We start from the raw sequence: 14,538 nt of genomic DNA on the forward strand, positions 1-14,538 counted from the left end.
TAAGGAATATTTTACATGCGCGTACAATTAAAGGGCGACAACCGTTTAGGTATTACCTATGAAGTTTTGAACGTTCTGGTTAAATCCGGGCTTGATATCCGCAACATGGAGGTGACAACACACTTCATCTATATGGATATTCCCGCCTTGCGAAAATCAGAGCTGGAAGCTCTTACCGCTGCAGTGAAGTCCGTTCCGGGTATCCACGAAGTCAGCGCCATTGACCTTTTGCCGACAGAACGAAGACGTTTACAGTTACATGCCGTGCTATCCAGCTTGCCAGAGCCTGTCATCGCTATTGATACGAATGGGTACATCACACAGGCAAACGAGGCAGCCCAGGCGATAACCAAACAGACTGAATCTAAATTGCGCAATGCCTCATTGGACACCCTACTGCACACATCCCTGATAACAACGCTTCAAAAATCTGCGTTTCATATAACCGAAACTGAAGCTATTTTGGGCGGAGAAACCTATCTACTTCGGGCAGAGCCGATTACATCAAAAGAAAAATCAGACAGTAAAATATCGGGCAGCGTTCTCATTTTCCAAAGACCGGCACAGCTTGGTCGCGCCTTTAGTGCCCTAGACACACGACAGGCTACACGGGGTTTTGACGCCATTCTTGGCGAAACAGAAATCATGCAAAATATAAAGGGGAAAGCCTTACGTCTCTCAAAAGTCGATGCTCCCCTTCTTATTCTAGGGGAAACAGGAACCGGTAAAGAGCTTTTTGCCCGCGCATGTCACGAAACCAGTAGTCGCAATAGAAAACCTTTCCTTGCATTGAACTGCGCTGCCTTGCCAGAAAACCTGGCTGAAAGCGAGCTATTTGGCTATGCCCCCGGCGCTTTTACCTCTGCAGTGAAAGGCGGCAAACCCGGTTTACTTGAACTGGCAGACACAGGCACACTCTTTCTCGATGAAATTGGCGAACTATCCCCTTATTTGCAGGCAAAGCTTTTAAGGTTTTTGCAAGATGGAATTTTTAGACGTGTTGGCGGTACAAAGGAAATCAAAGTAAACGTCCGGGTAATCAGTGCAACCAACCGACATCTGGAAGATATGGTTACAACAGGTTCATTCAGAGAGGATCTTTATTATCGCCTGAACGTACTTTCCATAACACTCCCCCCGCTTCGGCAGCGAAAAGGAGACATCCCTCTCTTGACCAAGCACTTTATTAACCGCGCATCGAAACAGGTGAACTGCCCGCCCCCCAAGACATCTCCAGAGCTTCTCTCTCTGCTCAACAATCACCCATGGCCCGGCAATATTCGCCAAATGGAAAATGCCCTTTTCCGAGCAGTATCCCTTTGTGATGGAGCAGAACTCACAACAAAAGATATAGAATTTTCCAATACGCAATCGCTGAAAGCAGAACCGGCATCAAATGTGGCCTTTGATAGCGCCACCAACTACAAAGAAGCTCTGGAAGCATTCGAGAAAAACCTTTTCTCAAACTTGTATCCGCAACATCCGAGTAGCAGAAAACTTGCAAAGGTACTTGCCGTTTCTCACACAACCGTTGCTGAAAAACTTAAAAAATATGGTATCGTAGATACAAAGTAGAAGGCACAACATACAACTACCGATTAATCTATTAAACTTCACCTGCGGCAGAAAAGCGCAAGTAAATTACTCAAGAACTACTCAAAACCAATTTAAACTATTGCTTTCATAACATTTAACCCAAAAAACACGGCTACAAAGATACAACCTTATGGTTGTCATTTTTAATTTCTCTTAACTCTTAGCCCTGATAATACAAAGGGAAACACCTGTGAGTTACCTTGCCACGTCTTTGATAAAATAAAGTCGGGGCTTTTGTTTTTTAGGCAATGCCGTCATGTAGCTTGCAAACACATTCGATTTTCGAGTGTTAATGTTATATTGAAAGAGTTCGCAATGTTTATCACTAATTTCCAAATCAAACATTTGGGTATGATTTTTTCAGCCGTACTGTTGGCTGTTGTCTGCGTTGTCGGAGCGACAACCTACTACAGCCACAAAGGCAACGAAGACATTAATCATCATTGGGATAGGTTCAGTAAAGTTGATTACGGCAAACAGCTTGCCGTTACAGACTTACAGCGAGCACTCGGATTTGGCGGATTAATACATCAATTCAAGAACTATGTCCTGCGCCAGGATGAACCGCGTGTTGCTAAAATTAATACTGCAATCTCTAGCGCAAAAAAGGCATTGGATAGCTATCGGAATCTGGGGATTACCAAACAGGAAACTGACGCCCTGAACAGTATTACCGCTGTTGTTGATAACTATAAATCAAAGCTGGCTGAAGCACAGACAATGATCAAGGCAAGAAAATCACCACAAGAGATTGATGCTGCAGTTAAAATTGATGACACCCCTGCCATCGACGGCATTGCGATATTAAATGCAACGGTTCAAAAACAGATCAAACTGGACACACAATCCGTTCATCAATCACTTAATTTTGTCGACAGCTTGAATACCTTTGCCCTGACATCTGTCTTTATTTTTCTCATCTTTATGTCCGGCATGAACCTTTGGTGGAGCAGCAATCACCTCAACAAACCAATCACGTCGCTTACATCAGTAATGACCCGTTTGGCCGAAGGTGATCTATCTATCAAAGTACCTGCGGTAGAATGGAAAAATGAAATTGGGCAAATGGCCCGTGCCGTTCTGGTTTTTAAAGAGAACGCCGAAAAAATTCGCACAATGGAGACAGAACAAAAAGCAAGAGAAGAACAAGCTACTAATGAACGTAAAACCTTGATTAATCAGCTCGCTAACGATTTTGAAAATCAGGTTGGATCTACCATTCGCGAAGTCAGCAATGCAGCAACTGGTATGGAAACATCCGCTCAGCTTCTGGCAAAAACGGCCGCAAGCACATCTGAACAGGCAACTTCCGTAGCCGCCGCATCTGATGAAGCCGCATCAAATGTACAGACAGTCGCCGCTGCTGCCGAAGAGCTATCGGCCTCGGAACGCGAAATCAATCGACAGGTTGGGCGCTCTTCTGAAGTTGTTGCCGTCGCCGTTGAAAAAGCAGGTGGGGCACATGAGACAGTTGGAACGTTGGTCAGCTCTGTTGATGAAATCGGTAAGGTTGTTGAATTGATTACCGGCATTGCAGAGCAAACTAACCTTCTCGCCCTTAACGCCACGATTGAAGCAGCACGTGCAGGTGAAGCCGGTAAAGGTTTTGCCGTTGTTGCCAGCGAAGTGAAAAACCTCGCCAATCAAACGGCCAAAGCGACTGAAGAAATTTCCGGTCAAATTTCCAACGTACAGTCCGTCACAGAGGATGCTGCAAAAGCATTGGAAGCCATAGGAAACTCAATTCGTGAAGTAAATGAGATCGGCGAAGCCATTTCCACCGCTGTTGAAGAACAGGGTGCAGCAACCCAGGAAATTGCCCGTAATGTGGAACAGGCATCCGCAGGCACCCGTGAAGTATCCAGCAATATTCAGCATGTAAGACAAGCCGCCGCAGACACAGGGGAAACAGCGAAAGAAATACTGAACGCCTCTAGCAGTTTGTCACAACAATCCGTGCATCTTCAGCAAGGTCTGGATGCCTTCCTATCCCAAGTTCGCAGTGGATAAGATCATAGTATTATCTCGTCACAACTAAGAACGTGAATGAGGCAAAGGGCTGGAAAACATTCCAGCCCTTGTTACTTCCAGTAGACGCTGACTCAATTCAATAAATTAAGACCCTATTTTCACGTCTTCAGGTTTGTAAAAAATCCCCAACATCAAGCTTTGGGCAATTCTTTCGGCTTTTTCCTGAATATGGTCAGCGATTTCTGGCGTAAACAACTGCTGATTTGTTTCCTGGAAAAGTTCTAGCCACCGAGCAAACAGGTCGCGTTTGATACCATCAACCTTCATATGGACCATCATGGGGTTCCCCTTGTACTGACCAGAAGTCAGCAAAACAGAAGACCAAAAACGACACATCGTCGCCAGATGAGGATCCCATTGATCCCCTATGCTATTATTAAAAACATCTTTTAGCAGCGGGTCTTGACGAACACGATCATAAAAACTGTGCACCATCCTGTGAATGGTTTCATCTGTAATTTCTGTAAAGGGCTGGTGCATTTCCATGTACTCAATAAAACAAACAATAAGATGGTTATAATATATATCTTTTAATTTGCGAATGGTAAAATTGTCGCAAGATAAAACACGCTAATACATTGCCCCAAATATTTGGTTAAATCTCGAATTAATATCGCGGTTAAATCGGGATTAATTCAGACAAAATAAAACCGCCTCTTTTGCACTGAGAGCGTTTTTGGGCTACATAGTGTCGCGCGGGCGTCTGTACGCTTGCAAGACAATGTATATTTAATAAGAAAACCCCGAAAGAATTGGGGTTATTGTTTATAAATTACTGGGTAGATACCCTACTTTACCGGAGACGCACCGATATGACCCGTACGATCGTTAGTTCAGCGACCAAAGAGATCGCAATTGGTTTTGATGATCCCTTCTGTATTATTGGTGAGCGGATCAACCCGACAGGCCGTAAGAAGCTTGCGGAAGAAATGGCCAATGGCGATTACAGCCGTGTTGAAGCCGATTGTCTGGCACAGGTTGCAGCAGGCGCACACATGCTGGACGTCAACGCAGGCATTCCCCTGGCGGATGAGCCGAAAATCCTTGCAGAAACCATTCAACTGGTTCAGGGCCTGACAGATCTTCCCCTTTGCATTGACTCTTCCATCATTGATGCGCTGGAAGCTGGTCTGAAAGTATATAAAGGTCGTGCGCTTGTTAATTCGGTAACTGGTGAAGATGAATCTCTTGAGCGCGTTCTACCGCTTGTTAAAAAGTATGACGCTGCTGTAGTTGCTATTTCCAACGATGAGACCGGTATCTCTGAAGATCCGAACGTACGGTACGAAGTAGCCAAGAAAATTGTTGAGCGTGCTGCTGATCACGGTATTTCTCACGATCGCGTTGTTGTTGATCCCCTCGTGATGCCAATTGGTGCCATGGGCACAGCCGGGAAACAGGTCTTTGCCCTGCTCCACCGTCTAAAAACAGAACTTGGTGTCAACACCACCTGTGGCGCATCCAACATTTCATTCGGTCTTCCGAACCGTCACGCCATGAACGCGCACTTCCTCGCCATGGCAGCTGCTGCTGGTATGACATCTGCGATCATGAACCCTCTGCACGAAGAAGAGCTTGCAGGTATCCGTGCCTCTGACGTTCTGCTTGCAAAAGATCAGGATTGCCTGAAGTGGATTGCAAAATACCGTGAGCCTGTACCTGAAGGTCAAGTTAGCGCACGTGGCGAACGTCGTAACAGACGCAAACGCGCCTAAGTAAAAATCTCACTATTGAGAACACGCAAAACCCCGCCATCCGGCGGGGTTTTCTTTTGATATCACATCAAGGCTAGAGAACTCAAAACCATTGAGGTTACCCCAAATCGTCTGAACGATCTCAATCTTCTATGGTTATGGTGATCTGGCGTATATGGGATCTGGGGTGATCGCCTTTGTCAAACGTCACCAAGAACAAGGCTATCACCAAAGACATAATAAAGGCCCTGCAAAATGCAGAGCCTTTATGAATTGCACACATCTAAAATATGAAGTCGTAGAGACCCTATTCCTGAGCAGTAATCCGTCCTGAAACAGTTCCCTCTACAGGGCTATTCACTGTAATATAACCAGCAAGGGCATCTTCCAGACTTGGTCCAAAGTCATAAGCATCAATAGCGTGATCTGCCAAAACGCTGTATCCGTCACCACCATTACGAACATAGTTATTTGTTACCATGCTGTAGATTTTGGTTTCGTCCAGAGCAACAAAACCATCCTTCTCGTTGCCAACCTCAACAGAGACAACACGTGAACCCGGTTCGGCTTTTGGATCCCAAGTATAGCGAGCTCCTGAAAGCTGTGGGAAGCGACCTGCGCCTTCTTCTACTTTTGACAGGCCATTTTCAAGTGCTTCAATGAAATGCACACCTTTCAGCTTGAAAGTCGCAATTGTATTCTGGAACGGCAGAACAGTCAGTACTTCGCCCATTGTCACAGGGCCTGCATCAATAGAAGCACGCACACCACCACCATTCTGAAGTGCGATTACAGCATCACCACCAGTGGAATTCACACGAGCAAGCATTGCATCTGCAACCATGTTTGCCATTGCACATTCGCCTGCACGACAGGCTGATCTGGATCCATCAATCACGCTTGACGCAGATCCCACTTCCCGCTTCTGGATCTCATCCAATGGCTTGTTAAGTTCAGCAATACGAGCCTGCATCTTGGCATCTTCCGGATAAGACTGGTCCAGAAGCACCGTATCCCCGCTCCAGCCTTTTAGATTACCTTCATCGTCAAACGTCAGATTAAGCTCACCCATAAACTTGGAATAGGCATAGGCCTGTACAATTGGAACCTTCTTGCCGTCAGGGGCAGTTTCAACAACCGGATAAGGCCCTTCGGCACGATCATTGGAGTTGGAAAGCAGGGTATGACTATGGCCCCCAACGATAACATCAACACCTGTCAATTGTTTAGCCACCTGTTTATCACGTGGAACACCCAAGTGACTCAGCAAGATAATCTTGTTAACACCCTGTGCCTGCATTTGATCAACAATTGGCTGCACTGCATTTGCAGTATCAAAGAAAGTGATATCGTCACCCGGGCTAGAAGTCTCGTCAGTATCTTCCGCCAGCGCACCAATAATACCAATCTTTTCGCCACCACGCTCCAGAACAATAGAAGTTCCGTATTTACCACGCAGGACTGAACCTGGTGCAGCAATTGTATTCGCCCCAACAATCGGGAAGTTGGCTTTTTCAATAAAGTTCAGGAAAACATCCGGGCCGTCATCAAATTCGTGATTACCAATGGTCATGACATCAAAACCAGTCATGTTCATCAACTCAACAGCGGCCTGGCCCTTGTAATTTGTATAGAACAGTGACCCTTGAAATTGGTCACCAGCATCAAGAACCAGCACATTGCCACCTTTGGCTTCCAAGGCAGCACGACGATCATTCAATGCCTTTGAAACACGGGCAAACCCACCAAAACATTTGCCTTCAGCAAGATCTTCTTCCCCACAAGTGGAATCATACTTGTTCACAGGCAAAATACGCGAATGTAAATCATTAATATGTAAAATGTTTAAGGAATAATCAGCCTGCGCAGGTGCTGTCATCAGACATAGCCCGGTCGCAATAGCCGCCGCTCCGGAGAGGTGCTTTAACATCATGAAACTCCCAAAAAGTTATTCTTGTTACCCAAAAAACGTTATTTTTATAAGGGAGAAAGAGTAAAAGCCTTTTACCGTTCAGTCCACTGATAATTGTGAAAAATCAGTGCAAACTGACACCAAAATAACCAAGTATCAAACACTTCATTATTCGATTAAACTTTGAAACAGTTCCAACTTTCCGTTTGACGATCTTTTTAGTTCTTTATGAGGCACCACGGTCACGACACCGGAAAAGGGCAAAGACTTTTGCGCCCATAGAGAGAGCTCCTGTGATTATATTGTTTTAAGCTTAGTACATAAGCAAAACAGGTCACCTAAATTCAGGTGACCTGTTCTCATAACATCAGCAATCTTGCTCAGATTATCAAATCAGCTTTATTTAATGGCATCGACCACTGCATGGGTCCAAGCGCCTTCGGGTTTTTTCGTGATCACAGGATCAGAACCACCACCTAGAAGAGTGTTTACTGTACGCTCGTAATCCGCAGGATCTAGCTTACCATCAGAACCTGATGTCAACTTGTTGATTTCACCCATCATACGAACCTGATGTTTTTCTGTCTGCGCACCTGTTGCATCATTTTCCAGCACAATTTCCGCAGCTTCTTCCGGGTGGTTACGTGCATAGTCCCACCCCTTCATGCTAGCGGAAACAAAACGTGCCATCTTATCAACAAAAGCAGCATCCTTTAGATTGTCTTCGAGAACATAAAGACCATCTTCCAATGTTGCGACGCCCTGTTCTTCATATTTGAAAACAACAAGCTCGTCAGCGGGAATACCCGCATCAATAATCTGCCAATACTCATTGTAGGTCATTGTGGAAACACAATCAGCCTGCTTTTGAAGAATTGGATCAACGTTGAAACCCTGCTTTAAAACGGAAACACCTTCAGCCCCACCACTGGTCGGTATTTGCAGTTTCGACATCCAGCTCAGGAAAGGATACTCGTTTCCAAAGAACCAGACGCCCAGAGTTTTTCCTTTGAAATCGTCCGGGGATGTTATGCCTGTTTCTTTACGACAGGTCAGCATCATCCCCGATGTTTTAAAGGGCTGTGCAATGTTTACCAGCGCAACACCTTTTTCACGGGAAGCCAAAGCAGATGGCATCCAGTCAACAATAACGTCTGCTCCACCGCCAGCAATAACCTGTGGTGGGGCAATGTCCGGACCACCGGGTTTAATGTTCACATCAAGATCGGCATCGTCATAGAAGCCTTTTTCTTTCGCAACGTAATAGCCCGCGAACTGTGCCTGCGTTACCCACTTTAGCTGCAGATTTACGGTATCAGCAGCCTGTGCAGCACCGCCAGCAACTCCAAAAGCTACAGCAGCAACAGCACCCAATAACAGTTTCTTCATTATTTTCTCCCTGTTGTGGTTCCATCTCAGCAAAACAGAATAATCCAACGGATTAGCGACTGCTTCGAAAGGACGGATGCCAAAAAGTACATGCCCGTTCAATAACGACCATGATTCCATAAAAAGCAGTACCGGCAAGCGCAGCTACTGCAATCTCAGCCCAGACCATATCGACGTTCATACGGCCTACTTCGGTTGAAATACGAAACCCCATACCAACAATTGGTGTCCCGAAGAACTCGGCAACAATGGCCCCAATCATGGCAAGGGTAGAATTGATTTTCAAAGCATTGAAAACAAATGGTAATGCCGACGGCAAACGAAGCTTAATCAAACTTTGCCAATAACTCGCTGCATAGGTTTTCATCATATCTTTTTCGATAGAGGACGTAATAGACAAGCCAGCTACAGTGTTAACCAGCATCGGGAAGAAAGTCATGATAATGACCACTGCCGCCTTTGAGTGCCAGTCAAAACCAAACCACATCACCATAATCGGCGCGACCCCGATAATAGGTAAAGCACTGACGAGATTACCGATCGGCAGCAACCCGCGCTGCAAGAAAGGACTTCGATCAATCAGGATCGCAATAATAAAAGCGCTACCACAGCCGAGAATATAACCGATCAAAACTGCTTTCAAAAAGGTTTGTTGGAAATCTGCCCACAAAATATCCGTAGAAGCCATAAAGCGCGCGCCGATCATACTCGGCGGAGGCAACAGGACCGTTGGTATTTGTAACCCGCGAACCACAAGCTCCCAAAGCAACAGCAACCAAACGCCAAACAGCACAGGTACCACAATACTGTAGAAGCGTTTTGCGGTCGGTGTTTTCGTCTTTTTCGCAGACAACTGATCAACCAACAGCCAAGCCATGAGCCATGAAGATACCACAAGACACCAGAAACCGGACGCTAAGTGCTGATCAGCCACATCTAGGCGGGAAAGAAGCATCCATGCCCCGACATGAGGTAATATCACCAAGACCAGATCAGCCTTTAAGCCCTTTAACCGATTAAGAAGCACCGCCACGGAAGCCAGCATGGAAACAATTGCAAAAGCTGTTAGCCCACTGTCACTCCACAAAGAGACAGCTTCACCATTTAGTTCGCCCAATGGAAAAAACAAAGCCAGAATAGAAAGCACACCACTTAGGATAGCGAGTGATTGTCGAAAACTAATCATTGTGCCATCCCCATTTTTTTGAGGACAACTTTATTGGAAATACCAACCAGAGAAACCAATCCAGCCGCAAGTAAGGCAGCAGCAATTAAAGCCGACCAGATCTGAATGGTTTGTCCGTAATAAGAACCAGCCAACAGTCTGGCCCCTAAACCTTCGACAGCACCAGTAGGGAGTTCACCAACGATTGCCCCGACAAGGCTGGTCGCTATGGCAACCTTCATTCCGGTAAAGAGGTAAGGTACGGAAGATGGCCAGCGTAATTTCCAGAAAAGGTCCCAGTTGGACGCATTGTAGGTCCGCATAAGATCAAGGTGAATAACTTCTGGAGAACGCAGCCCCTTTACAATCCCCACAGTAATGGGAAAGAAGCTGAGATACGTGGCAATAAAGGCTTTGGGTAAAATACCCTGAATACCGATTGCATTCAGAACAACAATAATCATTGGCGCAATTGCCAGAATAGGAATTGTTTGGGACGAAATAATCCACGGCATCAAGCTTTTATCCAGGCTCCGATTATGAACAATGCCTACCGCGAGCAAAATCCCCAGAACCGTCCCGATGATAAAACCAAGTAACGTTGTAGAGAGTGTAATCCAGCTGTGATAAACAAGCGATCTTTTTGACGTTACTTTCTTCAGGATTGTTGTCTTGTATAGTTCAACCACAACCTGATCCGGTGCTGGCAAGACAGGGCGCTCTTGTGACAGCGTATCGCTAATCAACTGGCTTGTTGTCCATTCAACACTATTGCGTTTGTAAATTTCTTTCTGAAAAGGGCTGTTCAGCATAACAGCAGAGAAATACCAAATGGCAATAATTGCCATCACAATCACCAAGACAGGGCCCGTTTTCCCAGACATCAACCGAGACCACAGCCCCTGCCCCCCGGTAACACCGGGAGAAATCAGAGCATCAGTCGTCATAGCTATGCCCTTCCTTTAAGCCTTCGCGTACCCGATGGGCAATTTCCAGAAATTCCGGTGCCTCCCGAATATCCAATCCGCGATCACGTGGAAGATTGCAATCTATCACATCGTAAATACGCCCCGGCCTTGGGGACATGACCACAATTTTAGAAGACAGAAAAACAGCTTCCGGGATCGAGTGGGTCACAAACAGAACTGTTTTGTCGGTTTTATCCCACAAACGCAAAAGCTGTTCGTTCAAATGATCACGGACAATTTCATCCAAAGCTCCAAAAGGCTCATCCATTAGCAGTAGCTCTGGATCAAAAGAAAGTGCACGCGCAATAGAAGCCCGCTGTTGCATACCACCAGAAAGCTGCCAGGGATATTTTTTATCAAAGCCCGAAAGATTTACCAGTTCCATATTACGCGCAATTCGATCCTGTCGTTCGGACTTGGGAATTCCCATAACTTCCAGTGGTAAGGATATATTACCTGCAATCGTCCGCCACGGATAAAGCGCGGGAGCCTGAAAAACATATCCGTAGTCCCGATTAAGCCGAGCCTGTTGTGCGCTAACGCCATTGACCCAGAGTTCGCCGCCAGTAGGTTGTTCCAGATCAGCAACCGCCCGGAGCAAAGTCGTTTTACCGCATCCCGAAGGTCCGATAAAAGAAACAAAATCCCCCTGATTAATAGTGAGATCAATATCAGACAACGCATGAACTGGCCCGTCATTCGTCTCAAAAGTAAGCGACAGTCCTTTGATATTAATAACAGAATTCGCACTCTGTTCCTGACTGCTAGTCCCTGTCTCTGGACTCATCCCGTTTGTATCCATTTTTTCTGCCTGTCCGGTCGTTCCCTGTTTGGTACCCTCGGCGACGCCAGTTGCATTCCCATTTGTATTTATGGCTGTAGATTGCAGCATGGCATTACTCCCTGTGTATAGAACTCTGTCTTTAGTGACAGTTATCGTTCTTGTTTTGGAGTGGCGTAAAGTTAGGCTACGCCACTCTTTATTTTATCACTGAAATCAATTCAGCTTGTTCCTACCGCTAGAAACTAACGGGCATATCTATACACCAGCCGGCATATTTTCAGCTTTGCGTTCCACTTTACGCGGTGCAGTGATTTCTTTCCACTTGGAAAGTGCTTTATTTACGGCCGGGTATGAATCTCTCGCAACAAATTCACCATGACCGGGTTCAGCCTTAACAGTGCTTTCTTCAACAGACACCTTACCCCGCGTCAGTGTAAAACGTGGTAATCCGGTGACTTCCTTGCCTTCAAAGACATTGTATTCGATAACAGATTGCTGGTTCTTTGCCGTAATAGTTTTAGAGCGATTTGGATCCCAAACCACCAAATCCGCATCGGCACCAACCATGACAGCGCCCTTCTTAGGGTACATGTTCAGGATTTTAGCTATGTTTGTTGACGTCACAGCCACAAACTCATTCATAGTCAGACGCCCCGTTTGCACACCGTGGGTCCATAGCATCGGCATACGATCTTCCAAACCACCCGTACCATTTGGAATTTTGGTAAAATCGCCAATTCCAAAACGCTTTTGTTCCGCTGTAAAGGCACAGTGATCTGTTGCCACAACCTGAAGTGATCCGGATTGCAGACCAGCCCAGAGGCTATCCTGGTGCTGTTTATTGCGGAAAGGCGGAGACATTACTCGTTGTGCAGAATGGTCCCAATCCGGGTGCGCATATTCGCTATCGTCCAGTGTCAGGTGCTGAATAAGCGGCTCACCAAAAACACGCATTCCTTTTTGACGTGCACGGCGAATGGCTTCATGGGCCTGCTCACAGGATGTATGCACAATGTAAAGCGGTACACCAGCCATATCGGCAATCATAATCGCACGGTTAGCGGCTTCGCCTTCGACCTCTGGCGGTCTGGAATAGGAATGCGCTTCAGGACCGTTATTTCCTTCGGCTAGTAATTTTTGTTGCAAGGTCGCAACCACATCGCCGTTTTCGGCATGAACCAGAGGCATCGCCCCTAGGGCAGAGCAACGCTGGAAAGATGCAAACATCTCATCATCATCAACCATCAACGCGCCTTTATAGGCCATGAAATGCTTGAAGGTATTAATCCCGCGACCAACGACTTCTTCCATTTCATTAAAGACTTTTTCGTCCCACCAGGTTACCGCCATGTGATAGGAATAGTCGGCACAGGCAGAGCCAGATTTTTGCTGCCAGATAGCCAGTGCTTCCATGAGGGACTGCCCTGGTGCAGGAAGGCAGAAATCAACCACCATGGTTGTCCCCCCTGCGAGACCAGCCCGCGTACCACTTTCGAAATTATCGGCAGAGTGCGTTCCCATGAACGGCATTTCAAGATGCACATGGGGATCAATACCACCCGGCATAATATAACAGCCAGTAGCATCCAAAGTTTCATTGCCGGAAAGATTTTGCCCAATTTCGGTGATTTTACCGCCTTCGACCAAAACATCTGCTTCGTAAGATAAATCTGCGGTAACAACAGTACCGCCTTTGATAACTGTACTCATAATTTTACCCTTTCTTTATTCTACGATTTCAGCGGTTTCAACAACGGCATGAAACAGAACATCAGCCCCCGCGCCAGCCCATTCCGGTGAAATTTCTTCGTCTTCGTTATGACTTAGTCCATCAACGCAAGGACACATCACCATTGCAGTTGGCGCAACTCGATTAACCCAACAGGCATCGTGTCCCGCACCGGAGACAATATCACGATGGGAATAACCAAGGCGAACAGCTGCATTACGCACAGCAGAAACACACCCTTCGTCAAAGGTAACGGGATCAAAGGCACCAGCCTGTTCAATTTCCATAGTCAGACCAATTTCTTCGACAATCTCGCGCCCTTCAAAACGCAAAGCCTGTTCCATAGCCGTGATCACATCTTTGTTCGGATGACGGAAATCGATGGTAAAGACAGTCTTTCCCGGGATGATATTACGAGAATTAGGATAGACATCCATATGACCAATCGCCCCCACCGCATGCGGGGCATAACGCAGCGCAATATCATTTACCAGTTCGGTGATACGTGCAGCCCCGAGACCAGCATTTACCCGTTTAGGCATCGGTGTTGAACCTGTATGGCTTTCCTTACCTGTTAGCGTCACCTGTAACCAGTTCAACCCCTGACCATGGGTCACAACGCCAATATCAACATTCTCGTCTTCGAGGATGGGTCCTTGTTCGATATGGAGTTCAAACATCGCGTGAAGTTTTCGTTCTCCAACAGGTTCGTCGCCGACAAAACCGATCCGCTTGAGTTCATCGCCAAATTTAAGACCTTCGGCGTCTTCACGGTCATAGGCCCAGTCTTGCGTATGAACACCGGCAAATACACCTGATGCCAACATCGCAGGGGCAAAACGAGTGCCCTCTTCATTGGTCCAGTTTACGACCTCAATCGCGCGTTTGGTCTTAATCCCCATATCATTCAAACTGCGAACGATTTCCAGCCCCGCCAAGACGCCGAGGACACCGTCATACTTTCCGCCTGTAGGCTGCGTATCAAGGTGCGAGCCGACCATAACAGGCAAAAGACTTGGGTCTGTTCCTTCGTGGCGGGCAAACATATTCCCCATACTATCAATACCAACAGTCATGCCGGCGTCTTCACACCACCGTTTAAAGAGATGACGCCCTTCGGCATCTTCATCGGTCAAGGTTTGGCGATTATTTCCTCCGCGAACCCCCGGACCAATTTTTGCCATTTCCATTAATGAATCCCATAACCGAGGGGAATTAATATGCATATTATCGGCTGGTTTGCTCATGATAAGCTCCCTGAAAATACTTT

General features: G+C 46.4%; 11 protein-coding genes. 3 read left to right on the top strand and 8 right to left on the bottom strand.

Annotation, left to right across the window (positions count from 1 at the left end):
• Positions 1-15 precede the first annotated feature (15 nt).
• Together BKB51_RS00715 and BKB51_RS00720 are read left to right on the top strand one after the other, a co-directional pair.
• Positions 16-1,575 (top strand): sigma 54-interacting transcriptional regulator, encoded by a 1,560-nt coding sequence (locus BKB51_RS00715; RefSeq protein ID WP_085899185.1) that lies wholly within the window; start codon positions 16-18, stop codon positions 1,573-1,575.
• Between the two features lie 336 nt (positions 1,576-1,911).
• Positions 1,912-3,606, top strand: coding sequence for a methyl-accepting chemotaxis protein (locus tag BKB51_RS00720; protein WP_085899186.1), 1,695 nt, complete (start codon positions 1,912-1,914; stop codon positions 3,604-3,606).
• Between the two features lie 105 nt (positions 3,607-3,711).
• On the opposite strand, the gene BKB51_RS00725 is transcribed toward BKB51_RS00720, so the two are convergent.
• Positions 3,712-4,113 (bottom strand): group III truncated hemoglobin, encoded by a 402-nt coding sequence (locus tag BKB51_RS00725; protein ID WP_198946586.1) that lies wholly within the window; start codon positions 4,111-4,113, stop codon positions 3,712-3,714.
• Positions 4,114-4,439: 326 nt separating this feature from the next.
• On the opposite strand from BKB51_RS00725, the gene BKB51_RS00730 reads away from it, so the two are divergent.
• The gene (locus BKB51_RS00730; RefSeq protein ID WP_085899188.1) at positions 4,440-5,342 is read left to right on the top strand and encodes a dihydropteroate synthase; all 903 of its coding nucleotides are present in this window, start codon (positions 4,440-4,442) and stop codon (positions 5,340-5,342) included.
• Between the two features lie 286 nt (positions 5,343-5,628).
• Here the strand turns inward: BKB51_RS00730 and BKB51_RS00735 are convergent, their stop codons facing one another.
• From BKB51_RS00735 to BKB51_RS00765, 7 genes are all read right to left on the bottom strand, one after another.
• Positions 5,629-7,254: a bifunctional metallophosphatase/5'-nucleotidase gene (locus BKB51_RS00735; protein ID WP_245813187.1), complete on the bottom strand. Its 1,626-nt coding sequence runs from the start codon at positions 7,252-7,254 to the stop codon at positions 5,629-5,631.
• Positions 7,255-7,632: 378 nt separating this feature from the next.
• Positions 7,633-8,622 carry an ABC transporter substrate-binding protein gene (locus tag BKB51_RS00740; RefSeq protein WP_085899190.1) on the bottom strand — a complete coding sequence of 330 codons (990 nt, stop codon included), beginning with the start codon at positions 8,620-8,622 and terminating at the stop codon, positions 7,633-7,635.
• A gap of 52 nt (positions 8,623-8,674) precedes the next feature.
• A complete protein-coding gene (locus BKB51_RS00745; RefSeq protein ID WP_085899191.1) occupies positions 8,675-9,808 on the bottom strand; it encodes an ABC transporter permease in 1,134 nt (377 codons plus the stop codon).
• The gene (locus BKB51_RS00750; protein WP_085899192.1) at positions 9,805-10,734 is read right to left on the bottom strand and encodes an ABC transporter permease subunit; all 930 of its coding nucleotides are present in this window, start codon (positions 10,732-10,734) and stop codon (positions 9,805-9,807) included. Before BKB51_RS00750 ends, BKB51_RS00745 begins: the two co-directional genes overlap by 4 nt.
• Positions 10,724-11,542, bottom strand: coding sequence for an ABC transporter ATP-binding protein (locus tag BKB51_RS00755; RefSeq protein ID WP_218043959.1), 819 nt, complete (start codon positions 11,540-11,542; stop codon positions 10,724-10,726). The genes BKB51_RS00750 and BKB51_RS00755 overlap by 11 nt, the downstream gene beginning before the upstream one ends.
• Positions 11,543-11,794: 252 nt before the next feature.
• The gene (hydA, locus tag BKB51_RS00760; protein WP_085899193.1) at positions 11,795-13,249 is read right to left on the bottom strand and encodes a dihydropyrimidinase; all 1,455 of its coding nucleotides are present in this window, start codon (positions 13,247-13,249) and stop codon (positions 11,795-11,797) included.
• A gap of 15 nt (positions 13,250-13,264) precedes the next feature.
• Positions 13,265-14,515, bottom strand: coding sequence for a Zn-dependent hydrolase (locus BKB51_RS00765; protein ID WP_085899194.1), 1,251 nt, complete (start codon positions 14,513-14,515; stop codon positions 13,265-13,267).
• Between the last annotated feature and the right edge of the window lie 23 nt (positions 14,516-14,538).

The sequence above is a fragment of the Kiloniella majae genome (assembly GCF_002118315.1).
Taxonomy (GTDB): domain Bacteria; phylum Pseudomonadota; class Alphaproteobacteria; order Kiloniellales; family Kiloniellaceae; genus Kiloniella; species Kiloniella majae.